The organism is Pyxidicoccus fallax, from assembly GCF_012933655.1.
Taxonomy (GTDB): domain Bacteria; phylum Myxococcota; class Myxococcia; order Myxococcales; family Myxococcaceae; genus Myxococcus; species Myxococcus fallax.
Map to the genome: position 1 here is coordinate 1 of NZ_JABBJJ010000029.1, position 25,514 is coordinate 25,514.

General features: G+C 69.3%; 18 protein-coding genes. 7 read left to right on the forward strand and 11 right to left on the reverse strand.

Annotation, left to right across the window (positions count from 1 at the left end; genetic code table 11):
* Positions 1-226: 226 nt before the first annotated feature.
* The 3 genes from HG543_RS08815 to fusA form a co-directional block, all read right to left on the reverse strand.
* Positions 227-1,615: a fibrinogen-like YCDxxxxGGGW domain-containing protein gene (locus HG543_RS08815; protein WP_169344250.1), complete on the reverse strand. Its 1,389-nt coding sequence runs from the start codon at positions 1,613-1,615 to the stop codon at positions 227-229.
* Between the two features lie 145 nt (positions 1,616-1,760).
* Entirely contained in the window at positions 1,761-3,692 is a 1,932-nt protein-coding gene (locus HG543_RS08820; RefSeq protein WP_169344251.1) for an ATP-binding cassette domain-containing protein, read from the reverse strand.
* A gap of 82 nt (positions 3,693-3,774) precedes the next feature.
* A complete protein-coding gene (gene fusA, locus HG543_RS08825; RefSeq protein ID WP_169344252.1) occupies positions 3,775-5,889 on the reverse strand; it encodes an elongation factor G in 2,115 nt (704 codons plus the stop codon).
* A gap of 209 nt (positions 5,890-6,098) precedes the next feature.
* Here fusA and HG543_RS08830 point away from each other — a divergent pair, with 209 nt between their 5' ends.
* Both HG543_RS08830 and encD read left to right on the forward strand, forming a co-directional pair.
* Positions 6,099-6,461: a nuclear transport factor 2 family protein gene (locus tag HG543_RS08830; RefSeq protein WP_169344253.1), complete on the forward strand. Its 363-nt coding sequence runs from the start codon at positions 6,099-6,101 to the stop codon at positions 6,459-6,461.
* Between the two features lie 54 nt (positions 6,462-6,515).
* Positions 6,516-6,869, forward strand: coding sequence for an encapsulin nanocompartment cargo ferric reductase EncD (gene encD, locus HG543_RS08835; protein WP_343073304.1), 354 nt, complete (start codon positions 6,516-6,518; stop codon positions 6,867-6,869).
* Positions 6,870-6,872: 3 nt separating this feature from the next.
* Here the strand turns inward: encD and sthA are convergent, their stop codons facing one another.
* Positions 6,873-8,279 carry a Si-specific NAD(P)(+) transhydrogenase gene (sthA, locus tag HG543_RS08840; RefSeq protein WP_169344254.1) on the reverse strand — a complete coding sequence of 469 codons (1,407 nt, stop codon included), beginning with the start codon at positions 8,277-8,279 and terminating at the stop codon, positions 6,873-6,875.
* Positions 8,280-8,316: 37 nt separating this feature from the next.
* Entirely contained in the window at positions 8,317-10,116 is a 1,800-nt protein-coding gene (locus HG543_RS08845; protein ID WP_169344255.1) for a prolyl oligopeptidase family serine peptidase, read from the reverse strand.
* A 191-nt stretch (positions 10,117-10,307) separates the two neighbouring features.
* Between HG543_RS08845 and HG543_RS08850 the strand changes: the two genes are divergently transcribed.
* Positions 10,308-11,738: an AAA family ATPase gene (locus HG543_RS08850; RefSeq protein ID WP_169344256.1), complete on the forward strand. Its 1,431-nt coding sequence runs from the start codon at positions 10,308-10,310 to the stop codon at positions 11,736-11,738.
* Positions 11,735-12,553 carry an HNH endonuclease family protein gene (locus HG543_RS08855; protein ID WP_169344257.1) on the forward strand — a complete coding sequence of 273 codons (819 nt, stop codon included), beginning with the start codon at positions 11,735-11,737 and terminating at the stop codon, positions 12,551-12,553. The genes HG543_RS08850 and HG543_RS08855 overlap by 4 nt, the downstream gene beginning before the upstream one ends.
* An 86-nt stretch (positions 12,554-12,639) precedes the next feature.
* Here HG543_RS08855 and HG543_RS08860 read toward each other — a convergent pair whose 3' ends face one another.
* The 4 genes from HG543_RS08860 to HG543_RS08875 form a co-directional block, all read right to left on the reverse strand.
* A complete protein-coding gene (locus HG543_RS08860; RefSeq protein ID WP_169344258.1) occupies positions 12,640-13,437 on the reverse strand; it encodes a pseudouridine synthase in 798 nt (265 codons plus the stop codon).
* A 20-nt stretch (positions 13,438-13,457) separates the two neighbouring features.
* Positions 13,458-14,387, reverse strand: a complete 930-nt coding sequence (locus tag HG543_RS08865) for a response regulator (protein WP_169344259.1) — start codon at positions 14,385-14,387, stop codon at positions 13,458-13,460.
* Complete coding sequence (locus tag HG543_RS08870) at positions 14,384-16,015, reverse strand: sensor histidine kinase (protein ID WP_169344260.1); 1,632 nt, start codon at positions 16,013-16,015, stop codon at positions 14,384-14,386. Before HG543_RS08870 ends, HG543_RS08865 begins: the two co-directional genes overlap by 4 nt.
* A 157-nt stretch (positions 16,016-16,172) precedes the next feature.
* Entirely contained in the window at positions 16,173-16,394 is a 222-nt protein-coding gene (locus tag HG543_RS08875; RefSeq protein ID WP_246356862.1) for a hypothetical protein, read from the reverse strand.
* A 147-nt stretch (positions 16,395-16,541) separates the two neighbouring features.
* On the opposite strand from HG543_RS08875, the gene HG543_RS08880 reads away from it, so the two are divergent.
* Together HG543_RS08880 and HG543_RS08885 are read left to right on the forward strand one after the other, a co-directional pair.
* Positions 16,542-17,534, forward strand: a complete 993-nt coding sequence (locus HG543_RS08880) for a DUF1028 domain-containing protein (protein ID WP_169344261.1) — start codon at positions 16,542-16,544, stop codon at positions 17,532-17,534.
* A 129-nt stretch (positions 17,535-17,663) separates the two neighbouring features.
* Positions 17,664-17,918 (forward strand): hypothetical protein, encoded by a 255-nt coding sequence (locus HG543_RS08885; RefSeq protein WP_169344262.1) that lies wholly within the window; start codon positions 17,664-17,666, stop codon positions 17,916-17,918.
* On the opposite strand, the gene HG543_RS08890 is transcribed toward HG543_RS08885, so the two are convergent.
* Entirely contained in the window at positions 17,915-18,637 is a 723-nt protein-coding gene (locus HG543_RS08890) for an RNA methyltransferase (protein ID WP_169344263.1), read from the reverse strand. The genes HG543_RS08885 and HG543_RS08890 overlap by 4 nt on opposite strands.
* A 262-nt stretch (positions 18,638-18,899) precedes the next feature.
* On the opposite strand from HG543_RS08890, the gene HG543_RS08895 reads away from it, so the two are divergent.
* Positions 18,900-24,659, forward strand: a complete 5,760-nt coding sequence (locus tag HG543_RS08895; RefSeq protein WP_169344264.1) for an alpha-2-macroglobulin family protein — start codon at positions 18,900-18,902, stop codon at positions 24,657-24,659.
* Here HG543_RS08895 and HG543_RS08900 read toward each other — a convergent pair.
* Entirely contained in the window at positions 24,656-25,339 is a 684-nt protein-coding gene (locus tag HG543_RS08900) for a phospholipase D-like domain-containing protein (RefSeq protein ID WP_169344265.1), read from the reverse strand. The two genes, HG543_RS08895 and HG543_RS08900, sit on opposite strands and share 4 nt — an antisense overlap.
* Positions 25,340-25,514 lie beyond the last annotated feature (175 nt).

Here is a 25,514-nt window from a genome sequence, read left to right on the forward strand (position 1 = left end):
CGTGGGGGCTGACGCGGGTGGTGGAGGGCATGGTGCACGGGGTGAGCGCGTTGGACCCGCTGGCCTTCTGTGCCGCGCCGCTGCTGCTGCTGGCCGTGGGCCTGGTGGCCACGTGGGTCCCCGCGCTGCGCGCCTCGCGCGTGGACCCCATCATCGCCCTCAAGTACGACTGAGCGCGCCCGGGCCCGGCCCACGTCTCCGCCACGTGGGCCGGCGCCGGCCCTGTTCAGCGGATGGCGAAGCCCCAGGTGTACGGCACACCCCGGTACTGGCACATGCTGCCGTTGCTCCACGCCCACGTGTAGTCGAGCCGCCCTCCGGCGCAGTACTCGCCCGCGTAGTCCGCGAGGTGCCCGCGGGCCGTGGGCTGCCAGTCGCTGTCACACGCCGACCCAACCGACGTGCCGCCGTTGTAGCTGTAGTTGACGCAGCCCATCATGATTTGCGAGCTGGCGGGCCCATACGTGCCCTGCTTGAAGGCCGTGCCGGCGGTGCCAATCGACATGTTGGTGCTGGTGTGGTTCCAGGTCGATGCCGGGTAGGTCGCGCTGAAGCCTTCGCCGTACGTGCGGTTGAAGACGCGAATCTGGGTGTACTGCACGCAGGCGAGGCTCCTGGACCAGTTGTCGCTCCCCACGGTGCCGCGGTTGGCGAGGCCCAGGCTCGTCTTGGCCGAGGCGGGCTGCCAGCCGGCCACCGTCCATCCGCCGCCCTCGGACGTCATGTCGCAGTAGTGCTGGCTCGCCCCGGTACCGCACGGGTCCAGGGTGTAGAGGCCGCTGCCCAGCGACGGGCAGAACTGCTGCAACTGACGGCAGGACTGGGGCGCCGCGGAGGGGGCCTCGGGGCAGGGCTTCGCGGGAATGGAAGGCCCGCTCGAGTCCGTCCCCGTCGAGGGGGTGCTGCTCAAGGTGAAGATGATGTCGTTGAAGTCGTCGTTCGTCTGCTCGTGCATGCGGTCGGAGTCCTCGAACGACAGGACGCGACGCTGCTCGCCCAGGTGGAACAGGGAGACGATGTGCCTGCGCTTCGACGCGTTCGACTCCGGATTGAGCGCGTCGAGGGTGTAGTAGGTGGGCCGGCTGAAGTCGACCTCGGTCCAGTTCCAGCCATTGGACACCAGGAAGAACCCGATGCGCGTCCCGGCGGGGAACTGGCCCAGGTACATCCGGTCTCCCGTCTGGAGGCCCCCGCCCGAGCCCCAGGCCGAGGCATTCTCGAAGATGACGTGCTTCTCGATGGCGGCGGTGCTCGTCGGCGGACTGCCATCCGGGTAGGTGAAGTAGCCGAGGGTGTTCAGGAAGGTGGCGCCCTCGGAGATGAAGGTGACCCAGACCTCCGACGTCGCCGTCACCAGGACATTGGGGTCGAACGTGGGGGCCACGAAGTCCGGGTGATGGAGGGGCACGGACTGGTCCTCGGGCAGCGCGTTGGCGATGTCCTGGAGGAACGCCGCCGGAAGCACCTCGGGCGTGTCCACGCTCACCGCGCCGCGGTGGCGGCCCAGCGCACCCGTCTCTTGGGGTGTTTCCGCCTGCTGCTCACAGCCCGCGGCAGTGAGCAGACAAAGAGAAGCCAGAACCCTGGTCAGGGGAGGGCACGGCAATGCAGTCATGGGCAGTCTCCGCAAGGGAATGCTCCGGTCGGGAGCAGCCGGATTGGATGAGAATCCGGTGGACCGCGTCAATGTCGTGCCGTCTGCCTTTACCTGGTGTCAGTATTTACTCGGTTGCACCAGCAGCCCGGTTCACGCGGCGTGACTACGCCGCGCCGCCCGCCGCCAGGTCCTGCAGCTCCTGCCAGCGCGCGTACAGCCGGTCCACCTCGGCGGCGGTGGCCTCCAGCTCCTTGTTGACCTCCGCCACCTTGGGGCCGTTGCTGTACACGGCCGGGTCGGCGAGCTGGGCCTCCAGCGCCGCCTTCTTCGTCTCGGCCGCCTCAATCGCGGCCTCCATGCCGTCCAGCTCGCGCTGCTCCTTGTAGGAGAGCTTGCCCGGCTTGCGCGCCGCCTTGGGGGCGGGGGGCGGCTCCTCCTTCTTCGGCGCCGGCTTCGCGGCCGGAGCCGCCGAGGCCGACTGCGCCTCCGCCTGCTCCTTCAGCCGCCGGTACATGGCGTAGTTGCCCTCGTACCGGGTGACGCGGCCGTTGCCCTCGAAGGTGAGGATGCTGGTGGCCACCTTGTCGAGGAAGTACCGGTCGTGCGTGACGAGCAGCGTGCTGCCGCCGAAGTCCAGCAGCAGCCGCTCCAGGATGTTGAGGGTGACGATGTCGAGGTCGTTCGTGGGCTCGTCCAGCACCAGCACGTTGGCGCCCTCCAGGAACAGGCGCGCCAGCAGCAGCCGGTTGCGCTCGCCACCCGACAGCGCCTTCACCTTCATGCGCTGCATGGGCACCGGGAAGAGCAGGTCGTCCAGGTAGTCGCGCATGGCGACCTTGTTGTCGCCCAGCATGACCCAGTCCTCGCCCTGCGAGGCCGCGTCGTACACCGTGGACTCCAGGTCCAGCTGCGCGCGCTGCTGGTCGTAGTAGGCGACCTTGGTGTTCTTCCCGATGACGAGCTTGCCGCCGTCCGGCGGCGTCTCGCCCAGCAGCACGCGCAGGAACGTCGTCTTGCCCACGCCGTTGGGGCCGACGAGGCCCACGCGCTCGCCGCGCTGGAGCCGGAACTCCACGTTGTCGAGCACCTTCCGCTCGCCGAAGGACTTCTGCAGCCCCTCCGCCTCGATGACGGTGTGGCCCAGCCGGGGCGCCGCCGCCACGCGCAGGTCCGCCACCTTGGGCCGCTGGAAGCCCTTCTCCGCCATCAGCTTCTGCGCCCGGTCGATTCGCGCCTTGCTCTTGGTGCGGCGCGCCTCCGGGCCGCGGCGCAGCCACGCCACTTCCTGCGCAATCCAGCGCTCGCGCTTGTGCTGCGCCAGCTCGGCGTTCTCCTGGGCCACGAGCTTCTGCTCCAGGTACGCCTGGTAGTTGCCGGGGTAGGACGTCACGCCCTCACCGGGCTGGATTTCGACGATGCGGTCCACCAGCCCGTCCAGGAAGTAGCGGTCGTGCGTGACGAGCAGCAGCGCCCCCGGCAGCTTGTCCAGCTCCTCCTCCAGCCAGTCCACCGTGTCCGCGTCCAGGTGGTTGGTGGGCTCGTCCAACAGCAGCAGGTCCGGCCGCGTCAGCAGCGCCCGGGCGATGGCCACGCGCTTGCGCAGGCCGCCGGACAGCTGCGCCACCGGCCGGTCCCAGTCCTTCACGCCCAGCCTGTCCAGCAGCGTCTTGGCGTGGTGCTCGGTGTCCCAGCCGCCCATCTGCTCGATGCGGTCGCTCAGCGCGGCCATCTGCTCCATCAGCTTGCCCTGCGCATCCGGGGGGGCGGACTCCAGCCGCTTCGCCAGCTCGGCCTGCGCGGCGAGCGCCTCCTTCAGCGGAGCCTGGGAGACGGACAGCTCCGAGGCCACCGTGGCGCCCTCGGGGAACTCCGGCTCCTGGGGCAGGTAGGTGACGCGGGCGCCGCGGCGCAGCTGCAATTCGCCCGTGTCCGCCCGGGCGGCGCCGGCGAGAATCTTCATCAGCGAGGACTTGCCAGAGCCGTTGACGCCCACCAGGCCCACGCGCTCGCCCTCTTCGATGGTGAAGGTGAGGCCCTGGAAGACGGTCCGGCTGCCGAAGCTGAGCTGGACGTTGGCGGCACGAAGCAGCGTCACGGTGGACTCCCGAAAAGGCGAAAGGCGCCCCTCACTGAAGAGGAGCGCCTTCCTTACCGCCAGAGTGCGGCGGATGCGTGGACTACTTGCGGGCCGCCTGCTCCGCGGCCTGCTTCTCCTTGTACGCGGCCATCAGGGCCTCGGACTCGTTGCGCGGCACCGGCGAGTACTTCGCGAACTCCATCGTGTACTCACCCTTGCCCTGGGTCGCGGAGCGCAGGTCCGTGGAGTAGCCGAACATGGTGTTCAGCGGCACCTCGGCCACCGCCGTCACGTAGCCCTCGGCGGTCTCCGTGTTGAGGATGGTGCCACGGCGCTGGTTGAGCTGACCCACCACCGAGCCCTGGAACTCCTCGGGCGCCTGGACCTCCACCTTCATGATGGGCTCGAGGATGACCGGCTTGGCGGCGGCGTAGCCCTCGCGGAAGCCCATGATGGCGGCCGTCTTGAACGCCATTTCGGACGAGTCCACCGCGTGGAAGGCGCCGTCGTTGATGACCACGCGCACACCCACCACGGGGAAGCCGATGAGGCTGCCCTTCTTCACGGCCTCCTGGAAGCCCTTGTCGCACGCCGGGATGAACTCGCGGGGGATGGAGCCGCCCACGATGTCGTCCACGAACTCGTACTGCTGCACCGCGTCCGAGGGCAGCGGCTCGAGGTAGCCGCACACGCGCGCGAACTGACCGGAACCACCGGTCTGCTTCTTGTGCGTGTAGGCGAACTCGCCCTTCTGGCTGATGGTCTCGCGGTACGCCACCTGCGGCTTACCGGCCACCACCTCGCAGTTGTACTCGCGCTTCATGCGCTCGATGTAGATCTCCAGGTGCAGCTCACCCATGCCGCGGATGATGGTCTGCCCGGACTCCTCGTCACGCTGCACGCGGAAGGTGGGGTCCTCCTTCGTGAAGCGGTTGAGGGCCTTGGAGAAGTTGGCCAGCGCGGAGCGGTCCTTCGGGGCCACCGCGAGCGCGATGACGGCGTCCGGCACGTGCATGGACGTCATCGTGTAGCTCACGGTGCCGTCGGTGAACGTGTCGCCGGAGGCGCACTCGATGCCGAACAGCGCGACGATGTCGCCGGCGGTGGCATCGTTGATGTCGTGCATGTCGCTGGCGTGCATGCGCACGATGCGCGGAACCTTGACCTTCTTCTGGTTCGACTGGTTGACGATGAAGTCACCCTTCGCCACGCGCCCCTGGTAGATGCGCATGTAGGTCAGCTGACCGTAGCGACCGTCCTCCAGCTTGAACGCCAGGCCCACGAAGGGCTTGTTCGCGTCGGACTCGAGGATGACCTTCGCCTCGTTGTTCTTCTGGTCCAGCGCCTCGTTCACCGCCTCCTTGGGGTTCGGGAGGAAGTTGCAGACGGCGTTGAGGAGCAGCTGCACGCCCTTGTTCTTGTAGGCGGAGCCGCACATGACCGGCGTCATCTTCAGGGCGATGGTGGCCCGGCGGACGGCGGCGAGGATGACCTCGTTGGAGATGGCGGCGTCGGACAGGAACAGCTCGCCCAGCTCGTCGTCCACCTCGGCGACCAGCTCGATCATCTGCTGGCGGCGCGTCTTGGCGTCGTCGAGCATGTCGGCGGGAATCTCCTCCTCGCGGACCTTCTCGCCGTTCTCACCGTCGAAGTAGTACGCCTTCATCTTGATGAGGTCGACCAGGCCCTTGAAGCGGTCCTCGGCGCCGATGGGCAGCTGCAGCTTCACCGGGTGGTGGTTCAGCTTCTCCTTCAGCTGGGCCGCCACGCGGTCATAGTTCGCGCCGGCGCGGTCCATCTTGTTGACGAACGCGATGCGCGGAACGCGGTAGCGCTTCATCTGCCGGTCCACGGTGATGGACTGGGACTGGACGCCGGACACCGAGCAGAGAACCAGGATGGCGCCGTCGAGGACGCGCAGGGAGCGCTCCACCTCGATGGTGAAGTCCACGTGTCCCGGGGTGTCGATGAGGTTGATGTTGTGGTCGCCCCACATCGCGTACGTGGCGGCGGACTGGATGGTGATGCCCTTCTCACGCTCCAGGTCCATGGAGTCCATGACCGCGCCCACGCCGTCCTTGCCGCGGACCTCGTGGATCTCGTGGATCTTGCCCGTGTAGAAGAGGATGCGCTCGGAGAGCGTCGTCTTGCCCGAGTCGATATGGGCGGAGATACCGATGTTACGAATCTTCTCGATGGGTGCGTTGGCGGCCACGATCCGGTCCTTCTTGATTGAAAAGTGCCTGAGGGAACAGAGCAGGCGGGGCCCTTACTTCCCACGGGACTGAGTTTCCAGCCAAATCCGCATGACGGTGGGCCTACTTCTCCCACCTCCGCCCACAGGGGCTGTCATACCTTTTATATAGATGAGCCCCGGCCGCCGCTGGAAAGCCGCCGGACTCCCGATTTCGAGGTCTCCTAACCATGAGCGCGAACGAAAACTTCTCCCTGGCCCGAGCCTGGCTGGCCGCTTTCAACGCCCACGACGTGGACGCCCTGGTGGCGCTCTACGCGGAGGACTGCACCCACACGTCGCCCAAGATCAGGGTTCTGCACCCGGAGACGGGCGGGCAGCTGGTTGGCCGGCCGGCGCTGGCGAAGTGGTGGCGGGAGGCCATCGCCCGGCTGCCCGGGCTGCGCTACGAGGAGACGGCCCTGACGGCGGACGACTCGCGTGTCTTCATGGAGTACCTGCGCCATGCGCCCGGCGAGGCGCCGATGCCGGTAGCGGAGGTTCTGGACATTCGCGGGGGGCGGATTGTCGCCTCGCGCGTGTACCACGGCTGAGATGGGCTAGGGTGGCACCGTCCCGCGTGGTGCCCCAGCAGGAGGAGGACGGACGTGGCGAAGACGCGCAGCTCTCCCGGTGGTGGCGGTGATGGTGGTGGTGGTGGTGCCTTCGACAGGGACTTCGGCTACCTGATGCCGTTCCTCGACAAGGTGGCGGCGGCCGCGGCCGGGCTCCAGGACCCGGCGGCCCGCGAGGAGCTGTCGCGGCTGGTGGCGGACGAGAAGGTCCGCTGGCAGCGCATCCGGGAGCTCCTGGGCGGCGCCGCGGCGCGCGCGGCGCCCTCGGCCCCGCAGCCGGCGGTGGGTGGAGCGCCGGCCCTGGCGCGGGCCTCGGCGGACAACATCCACCGCGTGGCGCCGACGTCGGCGGGCCTCACGGTGGGAAGCCTCAAGAGCTCGCGCTGAGCGTCACACCGTGCACTGCTTGAGCTGGTCCAACGCGTTGATGGCGGCCATCTTGTAGGCCTCCGACAGCGTGGGGTAGTTGAAGCACGTCTCCACGAAGAGCTGCGTGGTGGCGCCGGTGAGCAGCGCCGTGAGGCCCACGTGCACCAGCTCCGAGGCCTGCTCGCCGAGGACGTGGACGCCGAGCAGCTTGAGGCTCTCCCGGTGGAAGAGGAGCTTCAGCAGGCCGTGCGTGTCGCCAATGATTTGACCGCGCGGGTTGCTGGCGAAGGAAGCGCGGCCGACCACGTAGGGCACCTGCTGCTTGCGCAGGGCCTCCTCCGTCTCGCCGGCCATGGACACCTCGGGGATGGTGTAGATGCCGTACGGCAGCACCGTGGCCAGGGTGCGCGTGTTGCCCAGGCCGAAGGCGTGCTCCACGGCGATGCGCGCCTGCTCCATGGAGGTGGAAGCCAGCGCGGGGAAGCCGACGACGTCGCCCACCGCGTAGACGTGGGGCACCGCCGTCTGGAAGGTGGGGTCCACCTCCACCTGACCGCGCGAGCCCACCTTCACGCCGAGCGCCTCCAGCCCCAGGCCCTTCGTGTTGGCCGAGCGGCCCGAGGCCACCAGCACCTGGTCCGTGTCCAGCGTCTCGCCCGAGGAGAGCGTCAGCCGCACGGGCGCGTCCGGGGCGGAGGGCACGTCCACCTTCTCCACCGTCAGGCCGAAGCGCAGCCGGATGCCGAGCGCCTCCATGCGCTGGCCGAGCAGCGCGGACATCTCGTCGTCGAGGAAGGGCAACAGCTCCGGCTTCACCTCCACCAGCGTCACGGGGATGCCGAGCGCGGCGAACATGCAGGCGTACTCGCAGCCGATGACGCCGCCGCCCACCACCACCAGCGAGCGCGGCAGCTGGCCGATGTCCAGCACCTCGTCCGAGTCGTGCACGCGCGGGTCGCCGAAGGGGTACAGCGGCGGGCGATAGGGCGACGAGCCGGTGGCCACGAGGATGAAGTCGCCGGTGAGCCGGCGCTCCGGCGCGCTCTCGCTCTTCACCACCACCGTGTGCGCGTCCGCGAGCGAGCCGGTGCCCCGGACGATTTCCACGCCGTGGTGGGCGAGGTTGCGGAGGATGCGCTCGCGCTCGATGTTCTTCACGCGGCGCTCGCGGTAGAGGAAGTCGGAGACGGTGGCCTCGTGGCGCAGCGTGGTCTCCACGCTGTAGAGGCCGCGGGCCTTGAGGCCGGACAGGTGGAGCGCCGTCTCGCGCAGCGTCTTGGAGGGAATGGTGCCGGTGTTGGCCGCCGTGCCGCCGGGCACGGACTCGCGCTCCACCACCACCACGCGCTTGCCCGCCATCGCCGCCCGTACCGCGCCCCACTCTCCGGCGGGGCCGGAGCCAATCACCACCAGGTCGAAGTCCGCCATGCGGGGCACGCTACGCGAGCCCGCGCGGGCTTTGAAGTCACTCGAAGAGGTGTTGCTCGAAGAAGGACTCCGTCTGTCGCATCGTTTCGCGCGTGCGCTCCACGTCGTCCACCGCGTCGAAGGCGTGGTGGCCTTCCGGCAATTCCACCAGGGTGAGGGGCGCGCGCCGGCCCTTGGCTTCCTTCACGAAGGCGTCCAGCGCGGCGTTCAGTTCCGGCATGTCGCGGCCCGCACGGACCACCATGAGGGGCGGCAGCTTCTTCGCGTCCGCCGCGCGCAGGGCCTCGGCGGGCCGGGTGCCCTTCGGGAGCGCGGGCGCGTCCAGCATCGGGTACCAGGCCGCCACGCACTTGAGGCCGGGCACGGGCTGCTTCTTCAGCGCGGGCGCGAGCCCCCACAGGCCGCCGCCGGAGAGGACGAGCAGGCACACCTTGTCCATGTCCAGGCGGTGGGTGGCGGACTCGCGACGGAGGAAGTCGAGCGCCGCCTCCACGCGCTGTTGCATGTCGGGCACGCCCGCGAACCACTGCTCGCGGGCGGGGCCGGTGGCGGGCGAGCCCAGCTCCGGCACGGCCACGGCGAAGTCCTGCGCGAGCCAGCGGGCTTGGCCGGAGAAGGGCGCCCAGTCGCGGATGAAGGGCGCCTGGGCCGGGTGCAGCATGCCGTGGACCAGCACGATGACGGGGACGGACTCACGAGCGGCCTCGTCGGGCAGGTAGAGGTCGAGCTTGTACTCGCGCTCGCCGGCCCGCGTGTACGTGAGGCCCCGGCGCACCTGCACCTCGTTCATGCCGGGGACGGTGAGGACGGGCCGGAGCTTCGCCCACTCGGGCGCGGGCGGCGCCTTCGGGTCCGCGGGCGGGGGGCTGGAAATCATCGGCGGCGTGGGGAAGGGCACCTCGGCGAAGCCCAGGTGCGTGCGCAGCCATTGCACCCGGTCCCTGCTCGCGGCCTCGTTCAGCTCGTGGCCGCCCTCGTAGAACTTGAAGAGCTTGGGTTCGCCGGCCGCGTCGATGTAGGCGCGGGCCTGGGCGTACGTCACCCACTCGTCGGAGCGGCCGTACTGGAAGAAGAGGGCGGTGGGGGCGGCGTTGCGGACGCCCACCACGCCGTCGATGTTCTCCATGTTCCGCACGAGCGCGTCGAAGTCCTTCTGGGCGGTGCGCTCCTGGAGCTTCTTCGGATTGGGGGCCTGCGACTCACGGAGGAACCGGGAGAACTCGCCGATGCCGGCCATCAGCACCACGGCGCGCAGGCGGGGCTCGGCGCCGACGAGCGCGCCGCCCACGGTGGCGCCGAGGCTGTGGCCCACGAAGCCCAGGCGCTGGCCGTCCACCTCGGGGCGCGAGGTGAGCAGGTCCACGCCTCGCCGCAGGTCCATGATGAGCTGTACGAAGGTGTCATGGGAGGCGAGGGTGGAGACGGAGCGGGTCCACGGCGCGGGGCGCACGTGGGGCGCGTCCACCAGCAGGGACACCACGCCCGCGTGGGCGAGGGCGAGCGCCTCGTCGAGGAACTCCGTCTTGGTACCCTGGCCCCAGTGCTGGAAGAGGACGGCGGGGAAGGGGCCTTTGCCCGGGGGCGTGACGAGGAGCGCGGGCACGGGGCCGCCCTTGGGGCTGGCGTAGGTCAGCTCCGTGACGGTGATGTCGCCGCGCTTCCGCGTGTTCACCGTCTTCACGTCCAGGGGGGCCTTCGCGCCGTACGCCGTCACCCGGCGCAGCTCGGTGAGCTTCGCGTCCGTGGGAGTGGGAGCGGCGGGCTCGGCGGCGAGGGCGGGAAGGGCGAGGACGAGCGCGAGCAGCAGGGAGGACAGCGGAGGGCGAAGCCGTGTCATGGGGACGCCTCGGTCTGGGGACGCTTCGGAAGCGGGCGGACCGGAAGTGAACTCCGCATCGTCCCCCCTATTCCGCACGCTCCCGGGGAGTCCAGTTCGAACAGGCACAAGGTCGGCTCGTGGCATCCTTTCGGGGCCCGAGGGCACCGGGTAAGGTGGCGCCTCCCACTCTCCGTGGATGACATGACCCAATGTACCTGCGCCGTTTGAAGGTCCGTAACCTCAAGCTGCTGCGTGATGTCGAAATCTCGTTCGAGCGAAATGGAGAGGTGCGGCCCTGGACTGTCTTCGTCGCGGAGAATGGCCTGTGCAAGACCGCGCTGCTCCAGGCCATTGCCATGGCAGCAAGCGGCCCGACCCTGGCCAGCGAACTGGCGGATGTCGCCTCGCTGCCGGACCGGAGGCATCCGGAGGAGGAGACCCTTATCGCCGCTGAGTTCAGCCTGGGGCGTGAGAACCATCGGCTGCGCCAGTACCCGGGGTTCGACAAGCGCCCGATTCGCCCCCCCACGGTCGATTGCGAGCTGACCACGCAGCATGGCTGGCGAGAGTTCAAGGGATGGTCGAGCTACGGCGACAAGGACCGCCAGTGGCCTTCTGATATGGCTGCCGACCCCCTCCGGGAGGCACGCCGGGAGCAGCTCCCTTACTGGTTTGTCGCGGGTTATGGCGTCGACCGTTCCCTACCGCCTCCTGGGGGAACGCGAAGAACGGACCTCTTTTCAGACCCCATCAAACAGCGCCTGGAGAACCTTTTCGACCAGCGCAAGCTGACCGCCACCGGCTTCTCGGACTTCCTGGAGACGGACCTTGCTCACGCGTACAACCACGCGCTGATCAAGGTCCTCCTCGCGGACAAGCTCCTTCCCCGCATCACGGAAGTGCGGATGCGGCACCCCAGTCAGAAGGTCAGGTCCGTGCAGGAGATCAGAGAGAGTCACCTCTTCCACTTCGAGCAGGGAGGGGCGAGCGTGCCCATCCCTACTACCTGGCTCTCTCGTGGCTACCAGAGCACGATTGCGTGGCTTGCCGACCTCATCGGGCAGTTTCTGCTGGAGGCGGGCACCGAGGTCGACCCCAGGCGGATGGAAGGGCTGGTGCTGATTGACGAGCTGGACCTCCACCTTCATCCCACCTGGCAGGCCGCGCTCATTCCCGCGCTCAAGCATGTGTTCCCCAAGCTCCAGTTCATTGGAACCACCCACTCCGCGATGTTGCTGCCGGGATTGGTTCAGGACGAAGTCCTGCTGCTCAAGCAGGATGAGGAAGGCAACGTCGTCGTGGAGCCGGCTCCCGCGTCCCCCGCGTTGATGACAGGGAGCGAAATCTTCGAATCCTTCTTTGGCATCCACCACCTGTACCCCGACAAATTGGGACAGGATCTCCAGCGCTTCGGCTATCTCGCCAGCAATCCCTACCGCTCGGATGACGAGGAGCGCGAGATGGGCGTGGTGCTGAACCGCTTGAAGAAAGAGGGAGTCGAGCCGGGCTGGACTCCCGTCGCCCGGCAGAAGCCCACGGTAGCAAAGCCCCGTCCCAGCTCGAAGCGCCGGGTGACGCCAGGGCAGAGAGCCGCTCCGAAGCGTGTGCGCGCAGGCAGAACCGGTAGGAAGAAGCGATGATTCGGCTCCAGCGGGGACGGGCGACTCCCAAACTCGCGGCTTGTCGCCGGAAAGGACTGGCGACGTTGCGCGCCGCGCTTCGCGCGAATCCCGGCGAACCTCTCGAGATTCCGAAGACATACAACGTGGCGAAGGAGGACCTATGGCGCGCACAGCACGGGAAGTGCTGTTACTGCGAGCTACTGGAACAGCCGGGACACAATGACGTCGAGCACTTCCGACCCAAGTCACGGGCGGACAGACGCCCCGGCTCCTCGCACACGCCCGGCTACTGGTGGCTCACCTGGACCTGGAAGAACCTGCTCTTTGCATGCGCGAACTGCAACCGTGACCACAAGAAAGACCAGTTCCCCCTGGAGCACGGCTGCAGGGTGCTGAAGCAGGGACAACAACCTCCCGGTAGAGAACGGCCGCTGCTCCTGGACCCCTTCAGGGACGACCCGATTCGCCACATCCATTTCCGGCCGGTCTTCCACCACAAGGAGGAACACTGGTGGCCCTTCCCCCGGGCGGGCAGTCCGCGCGGTGAGACGACCATTCGGGTCCTGCGGCTTGATCGCTCACCGCTGCTCGACTTCTACAAGGGCCACGTGAGGCAGTACGTTCGTCCCGAGCTCAAACGGCTCAGGAGGGCCATGCGCGGCGGGAACCGTCAGCAGGTGGCGCGGACCTGGCGCGAGTTGACGAGCGAGTTGCTCGACGTTCGGCGACCCCTTACGGCGCTCTCGTACGACGCGCTGGATCATCTCGTTCCGTTGGACGAGCGAAAGCACTGGAGGCTCGTGTTGCCTCCGCCTCTCCCGCCCCGACGTTGAGTCGGGTGCCCTGCCGGAGGATTCTCCTCGTCCCGGCAGCGGAGTTCATCGGGAGTCCACCCAGGGAGTGGGTCTTCGGCATCTTCTCAGGTCGCGGCCCCGCGGCCCTGGTAGCGCAGTCCGTCGCGGACCTCCTCGTCGGAGAGGAGGCGGAAGGTGCCCTCGGGGATGTCCAGCTCGATGCCGCCCACGGCCTCGCGGTGGAGCGCGCGCACGGGCAGGCCGACGGCGCCGAGCATCCGCTTCACCTGGTGATGGCGGCCCTCGGTGAGCGTCACCTCGACGGTGTGCTCGTCGCGAACCACGACCTTGGCGGGGCGCGCGGGGCCATCGTCCAGCGTCATGCCCTTGCGCAGGGGCTCCACGCGCGCGTCGTCCGCGGTGCTGAACACCGTGGCCACGTAGCGCTTGGGCAGGCGCGTGTCCGGGGACGTGGCGTGGGAGACGAGCTTGTCGTCATTGGTGAAGAGCAGGAGGCCCGTGGAGTCCACGTCGAGGCGGCCCACGGCGTGCCACGAGTAGCCGGCGAGCTCCGGGGGGAGCTGGGGCAGGAGCACCTCGAAAACGGTGCCGGTGCGGTGCTGGCGCTCGGTGGAGGTCAGCACGCCCGCGGGCTTGTGGAAGGCGAGCACGCGGGTGGCCGGCGCGCCCACGGGGACGACCTTGCCGTCCACCTTCACGACGGCGCCCGGCGGCACCGGGGCGAGCGGCATCTTCGCCACGCGGCCGTTGATGCTCACGCGGCCGGCGCGGATGGCGGTCTCCGCCTCTTCCTGGGGAAAGACGCCCGCGCGGGAGAGAGCGCGCGACAGCCAGTCCGGCTTCTCCTTGCCCTCCCAGCGCTTGTGCTGCGGTGTCTTCGGCTTCTCGGGCTTGCGGGACATGGCGGTGGGCTCTTGGGTTTTCAGGTGTCTCGCGTGCTGGCCATGAGCGCGCGGGCGTGGAGGTCCTTCAGCTTCGCGTTGCGGTCGCGGCTGTCGACCAATTCCCCGAGCTGGTTCGCATCGAGCGTGACGATGAGCGCGTCATCCTCTCGCGCGGTCGTGAGCCGTGTCTGGAAGCCCTGCGTGAAGCCCGCGATGCCGATGAAGAACCCCAGGCGGCAGCGGCCGAAGCGGCGCTTGATGTCGAGCCGGAAGGAGTCCAGCTCGGTGGGGCCCACGGGCTTCGACCAGTTCTTGCACTCGCCCAGGAAGTACTGGGACTGTGCCTGTTGCCAGAAGGGGTCGGTGGACTCGTTCGGGATGAGGATGTCGATCTGCTCGTCGAGGCTCTTGCGGTTCGTCTGGGTCCGCTCGAAGCCGTGAATGGACTTGAAGAGGAGGGCGACCAGGTCTTCGAGTTGCTGGCCCTTCTTGTGCGGGTCCCGCTCCGTCTTCACGCCGTTCCACAGCTCGCGGATGGCCTCCTCGCGCTTGCCGTTGGCCAGCGCCGCCATGCGCCGCTCGCGTGCCGCTTCGAGCGCGTTGCGTACCTTGATCTTGAGGATGGCCTCCAGGTACGCGTTCTTCTCCAGGTAGTCGTACGCGCCGCTGGTGAAGGCGCGCTCGACGGACTCCGCGTCCGCCACGCCGGTGACGAGGATGATCTTTGCTCCGGGGGCCCGGGTCTGGATGTCGCGCATGAGGTCCAGGCCGGTGTCGGGCCCGAATCGGCCCTGGAGCTTGCGGTCCAGCAGGACCAGGTCCCACCCCGGCTCATCCAGTTTCTGGAGCGCGGACTTGCCGTCCTCGACCGTGACGACGGTATAGCCCTCGGTGCCGAGAATGGTGCGGTAGGTGTCGAGGAACTCGGGTGAGTCGTCGACGATGAGGATTCTTCCGGACGGCTTCATGAGCGCTCCACGCCGGTGACCGGGATGCGGATGGTGAAGCGTGCACCACCTAGAGGCGAGGCGTCACAGGCGACCAGCCCCCGCATCTCCTTTTCGAACACCTCCCGCACGAGCGCAAGGCCGAGTCCGCTGCCTCCGGGCCGGAGGGAGATACCTTCATCGAAGATGGCTCTTCGCATGGCCTCTGGTACTCCCGGCCCGTTGTCCTCGACGGTGACACGCACAGCTCGGGACGCGTCGACGGCCTCTGCTCGGATGCGGATGAGGGGCTCCTGCTGTGGGACGGACTGGGCGGCGTTTCGCAGGACGTTGGCGAGCGCCATCACCACACGCGCCCGGTGGCCGGATACAGGTGGTAGGACGTCGGGCAGCGAGGTGCTGATGCGATGGCCGGCTTCCTGCTCGATGCTGGCGAGCGCGTCCTGGATGACGGTCAGGAGGTCGAAGGACTCGGGCGGCGTCGCGGCGAGCTTCGAGAGCTGGACGAGCTGCTCGATGAACCGGAAGGTCGCGTCGATGCCCCGGTCGATGCGCTCCCGGCGGCGGGTGAGGGCCTCGCTGGGTGGTTCCAGCAGTACTTCCCGGTACAGCGCGCCCAGCGCCGTCTTGACGGGGACCAGCGTATTGCGGATTTCGTGCGCGACCATGCGGGCCTGGCGGGCAGTGGCCTCAGCTGCGGTACTCGCGCGGACACCGTCTGCATCGGGACTCTGCGGATGGGTAAGCGCTTCCCCAGCGGTGAGCGTGAGATCTGCGAGCAGGGAGTTCGCCAGGATGGACATCGGCGTCTCCACCTCTTTTTCGACCTCGGCCAGGAGTGACAGACCTAAAGGCGTGGTGTCGATATAAATTCTGCCTGTTCCCTGCTCGTCGGTGATGGAGATGAGGCCCAATGCGCCCAGTCGCTTGAGGGTGCTCCAGTGATACGGGAGGACGTCCTTCTCATCCAGCACGTCGAATACTTGATGAGGCGTCCGTATCAGGTCGCGGGCAGTATCGCGGCTGACCCTCCATTCATCGTGGGGCCCAGTGGATTGCGCTGTCTCGATGTTGAGCAGCCACCTGATGGCATCGCGCCCGGTGAGTTCCAGAAAGACGCGCCCCACTGAGGTCAACGTCACGGACGCACCTCCCGTGCGCGTCGCACGCACTGCGGAGGTATAGGCCTCCAGCGTGGCAAGATTGATGGTTTCGCCGGGCTGGAAGACATCGTGGAAGGCAATCATCGACAGCCGATCCAGCTCGAATGTGCGGGTCTGGGTGATGAGGCTGTCCTGGAGTCCGAGCCGACGCGCTATGGCGACTTCTATCCACTCCCTCAACTCCCTGGCGTTGGCATTCTTGCCGAAGCTCTGTCGCAGGAGCGCACTCATTCTCCTGGCGAAACGGACGACAGCATCGTCTTCCTGCCAGCGAGTCAGGAGGACCTGGATGTCGGGCTTGGAGTGGACGCCACCGGCAGACACCTGTCCGGCTACTTCAAACGTGTTTTCCAGGCGCTCAAGCAGATGGATGAGCTGGGTCCGAACAATGGCCGGTTCGACATCCGTAGAAGGTGCGACGGTACCGGAGGCCGAGGTCTCTCCCAGTTCCCGGAGATAATCGCGCAGGTTGTCGAGAAAGGACATCTGTCACCGGCAGGCTGTGGAGGGCGCCACAATAGGCCCCGCTCCACAGGCGGCCAACAGTCGAGCGCGCCGATGCCAGACGTACGGGAGGGCGCCCACCCTCGGGTTGCATCGACGCCGGGACGCTTGGGGGCTGCACCCAGCCGGAGGACGAGGACTACTTGCGCGGAGGCGCGTTCGGGTCCTCGCCCTCGGCGGAGCCGGGCGTCTTGCCGGGCTCGCCCTGGGGCATGCGGCGCTCCTCGTCCATCCCCCCGCCCTCAGCCGTCTTCGGCGTGCGCTTCGGCTCGTTCTGCGACTCCGACGGGGCCTGACGCTCCGCTCCGCGGCCGGGCTCCTCGCCGCCGACTTCCATCGACTCATAGGGCATGTGGTCCATGCGCGTGCTCTCCTCGTGAAAGGTTCCGCCAGACTCTGGCTACCCGGGGAAGGTAGGGACGCACTCTCCACATGACGCCTTGGGCCTTGCGGCCGCGTGCCTGCTCGCTCACCCTCCAGGCCCCCCTCGTTGGGAGGTCTCCTTCACATGTCGCGTCTTGCCGCCTGTCTCGCTCTGCTCGCGCTCCCCGCACTGGCCGCCGAGCCCGCCGCGGTTCCCCGTCGTCCGGTGCACACCTACTCCATCGTCGCCAGGGACCCGGCCACGGGGGAACTGGGCGTGGCCGTGCAGTCCCACTGGTTCTCCGTGGGCTCCACCGTCCCCTGGGCCGAGGCCGGCGTGGGTGCCGTCGCCACCCAGTCCTTCGTGGACCCGTCGTACGGAAGGCTGGGCCTCGAGTTGATGCGCGCGGGCCGCGCCGCCCCGGATGCGCTCAAGGGCCTGCTCGCCGCGGACTCCGCCCCCGGCGTGCGGCAGGTGGCCATGATTGACGCCCAGGGCCGCGTGTCCGCCCACACGGGCGAGAACTGCATCACCGCCGCCGGCCACATCGTCGGCGAGGGCTTCTCCGTCCAGGCCAACATGATGGAGCGCGACACCGTGTGGCCCGCCATGGCCAAGGCCTTCCGCGAGACGAAGGGCGACCTCGCCGAACGCATGCTCGCCGCGCTCGAGGCGGCCGAGGCGCAGGGCGGCGACATCCGCGGCAAGCAGTCCGCGGCGCTCATCGTCGTGGCCGCGAAGCCCTCCGGCCGCCCCTGGCAGGACCGCCGGTTCGACCTGCGCGTGGACGACGCCCCCGAGCCCCTCAAGGAGCTGCGCCGGCTCGTCACCCTCCAGCGCGCCTACAACTTCATGAACGAGGGCGACCTCGCCATCGAGCGCAAGGACACGGAAGGCGCGCTCAAGGCGTACTCGGCGGCGGAGAAGCTCGCGCCGGGCAACGCGGAGATGGTGTTCTGGCACGCCATCTCGCTGGTGGGCGTGGGCCGCGTGGACGAGGCGCTGCCGCTCCTCCAACGCGTGTACAAGGCGGACCCTCGCTGGCGCGAGCTGCTCACCCGGCTGCCCAAGGCGGGCCTGCTCCCGGATGACCCGAAGCTGCTGTCCCGCCTGACGGGCGCGAAGCCCGCGAAGTAATGCAACACGGTTGAGGGAGGCCGGGCGGGCGTGCGGTCCTCGCCCGGCTTCGTTCCGGGGTCGTCCGAGGGTGCAGTGCGCTTGTGGACATCTCCCCGGATGCCGACGTTCTGCGGGGAGAGGATGACCATGCGCACGACCCTGGCCCCGTTGCTCCCGTTGCTCGCCCCCGTCATCGCCTTCGCCCAGGCGCCCCAGCAGGGCCCCATCACCCAGGGCCCATCTCCCAGCCCGCTGTTCTGGTACTGGGTGGTTCTGCTCGCGGTGGCGGCCCTGGTCTTCGCGTGGGCTGCGGTGCGAATTTCCCGTAAGCGCCGCGGGCCACCGACCGGCCCGGGGACGGGCACTTCGGGTCGCGGGCCCCGGACGCCGCGCACCGTCTAATCGCGCGTCAGCTTCTTGCGCACGGTGTGGAGCGCGGCCAGCCACAGCCGCGCCTCCTTCCGCGTCAGCCGTGAGCGGCGCAGCGGCGCGAACAAGTCCCGCAGCGCCGTGCGTCCCGGCTGCTCATCCACGAGGAAGCCTCCGGCGCCCAGCATCGTGTCGAGCGCGGACTCCACCTGCGCCAATTCCGCGTCCGTGGCCGCGGCGGGCAGGGGCCCCGGTGGAGGCGCGCTGGCCGCGAGCGTCGCCACGCGCACCTCGTAGGCGTACAGCAACACGGCCTGCGCCAGGTTGATGGAGGGCTGCTCCGGCGCGGTGGGCACCGCGGACAAATCATGGCAGCGCTCCACCTCCGCGTTGGTGAGCCCGCTGCGCTCGTCTCCGAAGACCAGCGCCACCGTCCCCTGCGGCGCGCGGGCGACCAATTCCTCGCCCACGGCGCGCGGCGGCAGCCGGCGCTTGCCCTCCACCTTCCGCGAGCTGGTGCCCACCACCCAGACACAGTCGGCCACCGCGGCCTCCAGCGTGTCCGCGCGCCGGGCGGCGTCCAGCACGTCCTCGGCGTGCACGGCGAGCCTTCGCGCCGGGCCGAGGTCCTCCACCTCCGGCGTCACCCACACCCAGTCGGACAGACCGCAGTTCTTCAGCGCCCGGGCCGCGGCACCGAGGTTCTCCGCGTTGCGCGGGCGCATGAGGACGAAACGAACGGGCAACACCATGCGCCGCGCACCTTAGCGCCTTCCCGCTTCATCTCCTCGCCCGTTGACCCTGGGCCCCGCGCCTCCTATAGCCTGCCGTCATCGCCGTCTGCTCGGGGAGCCCGGGGCCACCTGGGGTGTGGCCTGCCGGACACCCTGTGGGCCCGGTGACGCACGGGGGACGCGTCCGGGCCGCGGGTACACAACCACGGTCCTCCCTCACGCGGCGGGCGCAACCCCGGCACGCCGCATGAAGTACAGCTGGCACCTTCTCGGAGGAATCATGGGTTCGCGGTCCGTCATCACGCAGAGAGCGCCCCGCGCCAGTCGCGCGCGCTGGCTCCTCGCGGCACTGTGGCTGGGCGCCACGCTCTCGAGTTGCAAGAAGGAGGAGCCGAAGCCCGCGACGCCTCCCGCGACGTCGGAGCCGGCCACCGCCACGCCCACCCCCGTCACGGGAACGGAGACGGGCACCGACGCGGGAACGGGCACGGCCTTCGCGCCGCCCACGCCCGAGTCCCTCACGCCCGTCATCCGCGAGCTGGCCACCGAGGAGTCCCTCCCCGAGGCCATCGTCATCGAGTTCCAGCGCCCGGTGATGCCCAATGACGGCGAGGTGAAGAAGGGCACCGTCGTCACCGTCTCCCCTCGCGTCGCCGGCAACCTGTCCTGGCGCTCGCCGTCCACGCTCGCCTTCACGCCGACGGCCGAGGGCTTCGACTTCGAGACGAAGTACACCGTCACCCTGGAGTCGCTGGAGACGGACGGCGGCGTGGTGAGGCCGCCCTCGGAAGGGGCCTGGTCGCACCGCTTCACCACCTCGGGCTTCCGCTTCGTGCGCCTCGCGCCCAAGCAGCTCGACCTGCTCAAGGGCCGTGTGGAGGTGGACGTCGCCTTCTCCGGCCCGGTGGACCTCAACGCCGTGCGCGGCAGGGGCTCCTTCCAGGTGGAGGGCCAGCCCATCTCCGACGTGAAGTGGCGCACCGTCCCCAACGCGCGCGACGTCCTCACCGCGCAGCTCGCCCACCCGCGCCTCAAGCCCGGCGCCACCGTGCGCTTCGCCCTCCAGGAGGGGCTGGCCGCCGCGGGCCGCGCGAAGGCCACGGCCCCCGCCGCCGACGCATCCTTCCAGCTGAGCGCCGGCAAGCGCCTGGACATCACCCACGTCGCCCTGCGCGAGGGCGCCACCGGCCACTACCTGGAGGTGAGCTGCCGCGACGTGGCGGCCGACGCCCCCGCCAGCCCGCGCGAGTCCGGGGAGTACGACGAGTACTACTGGGACGACCGCAACAAGGGCTGCACCCTGGACGACAGCGTGGCGGTGGACGCCATCCACCTGACGCCCCCCGTGAAGGTCTCCATCGCGCCGTCTCGCCGCGGCTTCCGCATCTTCGGTGACTTCAAGCGCGGGCCGGCCACGCTGCGCATCGACGCGGGCATGCCCTCGGTGGGTGGGGGCACGCTGCTGTCGCCGTACGTGCACGCTTTCTCCGTGCCCGCGCGCCAGCCGCAGGTCTCCTTCGCCAGCGCCGGCCGGTACCTGCCGCGCAGCGCGTGGCGCAACCTGCCCCTGCAGCACCTCAACCTGGACTCGGTGGAGCTCACCGTTCGCCACGTGCCGCCGGAGAACCTCGTCTTCTGGATGAGCGACGACCGCAGCGAGACGGTCGACGAGCGCACCTCCAACGTGGTGGCGAAGCGCGTGCTGCCGCTGAAGTCCACGCCGGACACGCTCACCACGACGTATGTCGATGTCGCCAGCCTCGTGCCCGCCTCCACCAAGGGCCTCGTGGAGCTGTCCGCGCAGAAGGGCAACTGGCGCGCCGCCACGCGCATCCTGCTCACCAACCTGAGCCTCGTGGCCAAGCGCGGCGGGCCGGAGCGCGGCTCCAAGGACCGCGGCGAGGTGTGGGTCTGGGCGTTGGGCATCGAGAACACCGAGCCCCTGTCCGGCGTGGAGGTGACGCTGGTGAAGAAGAGCGGGCAGGCCGTGGCCCGCTGCACCACGGTGGGCACGGACGGCTGCCAGCTGAAGGTTCCCCCCGCGGACGTGGATGCGAGCGAGCCCTTCGCCCTCATCGCCCGCGACGGCGAGGAGCTGACGTACCTCAAGTACAGCGAGCTGAAGACGGAGATCGCCAACTCGGACGTGCAGGGCGAGCCGTACCGCGCGGAGAAGCCCTATCGTGCCTCCATCTGGTCGGACCGCGGCGTGTACCGCCCCGGAGACACCGCCCACGTCGCCGCGGTGCTGCGCGGGCAGGACGACAAGGCGCCGCCCGCGGGCATGCCGGTGGAGCTGGTGGTGATGGACCCGCGCGAGCGCGAGCTGCGCAAGGTGACGCTGAAGACGAACGAGGCGGGCGCGGTGGCGCTGGACGTGCCCTTCGAGGCCTTCCAGGACACGGGCAGCTACCGCGTGACGCTGCGGGTGGCGGACCGCGACGTGACCACCTACAGCCTCAGCGTGGAGGAGTTCGTCCCCGAGCGCATGAAGGTGACGGCGCGCGCGCAGCAGGAGGGCACGCTGCAGGGCGAGGAGGTGCCCGTGGCGGTGGAGGCGGCCTACCTCTTTGGCGGCTCGGCCGAGGGCAGCCCGGTGGAGCTGACGTGCCGGCTGGTGCCCGCCGAGTTCAAGCCGAAGGAGAACGCGCAGTACGCCTACGGAGTGTGGCGTCAGGACGGCAAGGAACCCCGCCCCCTCACGCTGGGACAGGTGAAGGGCACGCTGGACGAGAAGGGCCAGGCACTGCTGCGCTGCCCCGCGCAAGCGTCCACGGGCGCCTTCCGGGGCGCGGCGAAGCTGACCGCGCTGGCGAGCGTCTTCGAGGCCGGCAGCGGCCGCTCCACCCTGGGGGACACCACCGCGCTGGTGCACCCGGAGCCCTTCTACGTGGGCCTCCAGTCCAACACGCGCAAGGTGAAGGCCGGCAAGCCCTTCACGGTGACGGGCGTGGTGGTGGACTGGGACGGAAAGCTCATCGCGGGCGGCGGCAAGGCCCCGAAGTCCGTGGACGTCGAGTACGTGCGCCTGGAGGAGGAGTACGGCGCCTACTACGACGAGTCCGAGGGCTATGAGCGCTACCAGCGCTACCTCCGTCCCATGCGCGAGGGGCGCACCACGGCGGCGGTGAAGGATGGCCGCTTCTCCGTGGAGGTGACGCCGGGCGGAGACGCCGCCGGCTACCTCGTGCGCGTGCGTGCGGGCAACGCGCAGACCGACCTCGAGCTGGAGGGCGAGGGCCGCTACTACTGGTGGGGTGAGGACTCGCGCGTGGACCAGACGCCGCGTCCGCTGAAGCCCACGTCGCTGAACGTGGCGCTGCCGGAGAAGGCGCGCGTGGGACAAGCCCTCACCGCGAAGCTGCGGGTGCCGTACCGGGGCCGCGTGTTGCTCACCGCGGAGACGGACCGCGTGCTCGCCGCCGAGTGGAAGGCGGTGGAGCCCGGCGAGGTGACGTGGAGCTTCACGCCGTCGGGCTTCGCGCCCAACGTGTACGTGAGCGCCTTCCTGGTGAAGGACCCGCACCTGGAGTCGGCCGAGGCCTTCATGCCGGACCGTGCCTTCGGCGTGGCCAGCGTGCCGCTGGAGCCGGTGGACTACACGCAGGCCGTGACGATGAACGTGCCCAAGGAGGTCCGCTCCAACGACACCCTCACGGTGGACCTGGAGCTGGGCGCGCTGGAGGGGCCCACCTTCGCCACGGTGGCGGTGGTGGACGAGGGCATCCTCTCTCTCACGCGATTCCAGAGTCCCGACCCGCTGAAGCAGCTCTTCACCAAGCGCGCGCTGGGCGTGGACACGTACGAGACCATCGGCTGGACGCTGCTGGTGCCGCCGGGCGGCAACTCGCGCTCCACGGGTGGTGACGGCGAGGGTAGCGCCGCCGGCCGCGTGCAGCCCGTGAAGCCCGTGGCGCTGTGGAGCGGACTGGTGCCGGTGCCGGCCAACGGCAAGCTGCGCGTGCCCTTCAAGCTGCCGCAGTACCGTGGCGCGGTGCGGGTGATGGCGGTGACGGCGGGTCCCCAGCGCGTCGGCCGCGCCAGCGCGCAGGTGCTCGTGAGAGACCCGCTGGTGCTCCAGGCCACGCTGCCGCGCTTCCTCACGCAGAACGACGAAATCCAGGTGCCCGTCTTCGTCACCAACCTGTCCGGCAAGGCGCAGGACGTGAAGGTGTCGCTGGCCACCGAGTCGCTCCCGGTGCCGGGGCTGGCGCCGGCCGCGACGCCGGGCTCGCCCGTGCAGCTGCTGGGCAAGAGCGAGGGCCGCGTCCGGCTGGAGGACGGCAAGTCCACCACCTTCGTCTTCCAGGCGAAGGCGGTGCAGGCGGTGGGCGCGGCGCGGATGACGGTGACGGTGGAGGGCGGCGGCTACACCTCGAAGGAGTCGCTGGACGTGCCGCTGTCACCCGCCGGCCCGCGTGAGCGGCGCGTGCAGCGGATTGAGCTGGCGCAGGGCGTGACGGACGTCTCGAAGTACCTCCAGGGCTGGGTGCCCACCACGGAGCGTTCCACGCTGTGGGTGACGGCCAACCCGTATGCGCAGTCGCTCCAGCACCTCTCGTACCTCGTGCAGTACCCGTACGGCTGCGTCGAGCAGACGACGTCCTCCACCCGGCCGCTGCTGTTCGTGTCGGAGCTGCTGGACGACGTGGACCCCACGCTCACGAAGGGCAGGCCGGTGAGCGACCTGGTGCTGGCGGGCATCAACCGCGTCCTCTCCATGCAGACGCCGTCGGGCGGCTTCGCCTACTGGCCGGGCCAGACGGACCCGGTGGACTGGGGCACAGCCTACGCCACGCACCTGCTGCTGGACGCGCAGAAGCTCAAGTACCCCGTGCCGCAGGACCGGCTGGACGACGCCCTCACCTGGATGGGCAACGAGCTGAACAACCAGGAGGGCCGCACGAACCAGCACGGCGGTTACAGCGCGAGTTCCGAGGCGTACATGCACTACGTGCTGGCGCTGGGTGGCAAGGGGCGCAAGGCGCGCGTGCAGAAGATGGTGGACGCGCTGGCCGAGCGCGCGAAGAAGGGCGCGTTGTCGGGCGAGGACCGCGAGCAGGACTACATGCTCAAGGCCGCGCTGTGGCTGGCGGGGGACCGCCGCTACGAGAAGGAGCTGCGCAACCCGGACCTGTCGCCCATCACCGACGAGCGGAAGAACAACTGGTCCTTCTACTCGGACCGGCGGCGCCGGGGCTTCATGCTGAGCACCTTCCAGGACTTGTTCGGCAACGCCCCCGAGGGCGAGCCGCTGGCGAACATGGTGGCCGAGGCGCTCCAGGCACAGTCGAGCGGCTGGTACACGACGCAGGAGCTGGTCTGGGGCATCACCGGCCTGGGCAAGCGGCTGCAGGGCGCGGCCTCGAACTTCGCGCCGCCGGTGCTGACGGCGGACGGCAAGGTGGTGGCGCCCACGCAGGAGAAGGACGCGCGTGGCTCGGACCGCACGTGGGCGCTGGCCCGCGCCAGCGAGCGCAAGGGGCTCCAGGTGGAGGTGAAGTCCAAGGACGAGGGCAAGCTGTACCTCATCCTCAGCAGCGAGGGCGTGCGCTCGGACGGGCAGGTGCGCACGGGTGGCCAGGGGCTGCGCCTGACGCGCACGTGGCGGAAGCTGGACGGAACGCCGCTGGATGTCCGAGGCAATCCGCTGACGCTGGCGGACCTCGTCTACGTGGAGCTGGAGGTCACCAACACCACCGCCGAGCGCGTGCAGAACCTCGCCCTGGTGGACCGGCTGCCGGCGGGCTGGGAAATCGAGAACGCGCGGCTGGGCCGCGGGGGCAGCACGTCCTGGGTGGAGGCCGACGCGCTGTGGACGCCGGACTACGTCAACATCCGCGATGACCGCATGGAGGTCTTCGGCAGCCTCAACGCGCGCGAGTCGAAGAAGGTCGTCTACGCGGTGCGCGCGGTGACGGCGGGGGCCTTCACGATGCCCTCGGCCGAGGTGGAAGCCATGTATGACCCGCGCCTGTGGGCTCGGGAGGGGGGCGGCACGGTGCAGGTGTCCGGCCCCTGGAAGGACAACCTGCTCTAGGCGAGCGTGTCCCAGAGCGCGTCGAACGCGCGGCTGAAGGGCTGTACCAGCCGCGCGTCGTCGGACACGAGGACGTTCTCGTGGTTGTGCTCGGCCGCGGAGCGCGTCCAGTTGTAACTCCCGGTAATCAGCCGCAGCCGGTCGAACACCGCGAACTTGTGATGCATATGGGCCTCGCTCCTGTCCAGCCGCACCGGCACTCCGGCGTCGCTCAGCCGCTCCAGGTCGGAGCCCGCGTCCAGCGACTTCTCGTCGTCGCTCACGATGCGAAGGCGCACGCCCCGGCGGTGCGCGTCCAGGAGCGCGCGGCTGATGCGGTCATCCGTCACCGTGAACACGCACACGTCGATGGAGCCGCGCGCGCCCTGTATCTGGCTGACGATGGCGTTGAGGGGGCCGTCCCCGGGTGTGAAGTGCGCCTCGATGCGCGCGGACTCAACCGTCTTCGGGGCGTGCAGGGCCTCCACCATCTCCTCCAGCCAGCCAATGACTTCGCGCGAGCGCGGCTCCTTCACGGAGGCGCGCGCCAGGGCGAAGGCGCGCGAGCGGAAGAGGGTGAGCAGGGCCTCGCCCGCTCGCCGCTCCACGAGCACGGCCTGGAGCGCCTGCCGCTCGGTCGGCGTCAGTCTCCGGTCGCCGATGATGGAGGAGAGGATGGCGTCGACCTCGTCGGTGTTCATGGCGGCGGGACTCCCCGGGTGGATGTGCGTAGCATAAAGGCAACTCGTGCCGGCCGCGCGGCGTGTCCCGGTTTGTCTCGCGAAGTGTCCCGGGGAGGCGGCTCGTGTGTCGCATTCCCTGGAGACGGGTCCTCATCTCGGAGCGTCCCTGCCATGAGCCGCGTGTGTCGCAAGG

Coding starts and splice junctions, on each gene's coding strand:
- HG543_RS08890 (WP_169344263.1), bottom strand. CDS start 18,637: ATGGTGTTGCCCGTTCGTTTCGTCCTCATGCGCCCGCGCAACGCGGAG.
- HG543_RS08870 (WP_169344260.1), bottom strand. CDS start 16,015: ATGTCCTTTCTCGACAACCTGCGCGATTATCTCCGGGAACTGGGAGAG.
- HG543_RS08860 (WP_169344258.1), bottom strand. CDS start 13,437: ATGTCCCGCAAGCCCGAGAAGCCGAAGACACCGCAGCACAAGCGCTGG.
- HG543_RS08845 (WP_169344255.1), bottom strand. CDS start 10,116: ATGACACGGCTTCGCCCTCCGCTGTCCTCCCTGCTGCTCGCGCTCGTC.
- HG543_RS08900 (WP_169344265.1), bottom strand. CDS start 25,339: ATGAACACCGACGAGGTCGACGCCATCCTCTCCTCCATCATCGGCGAC.
- HG543_RS08885 (WP_169344262.1), top strand. CDS start 17,664: ATGCGCACGACCCTGGCCCCGTTGCTCCCGTTGCTCGCCCCCGTCATC.
- sthA (WP_169344254.1), bottom strand. CDS start 8,279: ATGGCGGACTTCGACCTGGTGGTGATTGGCTCCGGCCCCGCCGGAGAG.
- HG543_RS08855 (WP_169344257.1), top strand. CDS start 11,735: ATGATTCGGCTCCAGCGGGGACGGGCGACTCCCAAACTCGCGGCTTGT.
- HG543_RS08875 (WP_246356862.1), bottom strand. CDS start 16,394: ATGGACCACATGCCCTATGAGTCGATGGAAGTCGGCGGCGAGGAGCCC.
- HG543_RS08830 (WP_169344253.1), top strand. CDS start 6,099: ATGAGCGCGAACGAAAACTTCTCCCTGGCCCGAGCCTGGCTGGCCGCT.
- HG543_RS08850 (WP_169344256.1), top strand. CDS start 10,308: ATGTACCTGCGCCGTTTGAAGGTCCGTAACCTCAAGCTGCTGCGTGAT.
- HG543_RS08865 (WP_169344259.1), bottom strand. CDS start 14,387: ATGAAGCCGTCCGGAAGAATCCTCATCGTCGACGACTCACCCGAGTTC.
- HG543_RS08880 (WP_169344261.1), top strand. CDS start 16,542: ATGTCGCGTCTTGCCGCCTGTCTCGCTCTGCTCGCGCTCCCCGCACTG.
- HG543_RS08895 (WP_169344264.1), top strand. CDS start 18,900: ATGGGTTCGCGGTCCGTCATCACGCAGAGAGCGCCCCGCGCCAGTCGC.
- HG543_RS08815 (WP_169344250.1), bottom strand. CDS start 1,615: ATGACTGCATTGCCGTGCCCTCCCCTGACCAGGGTTCTGGCTTCTCTT.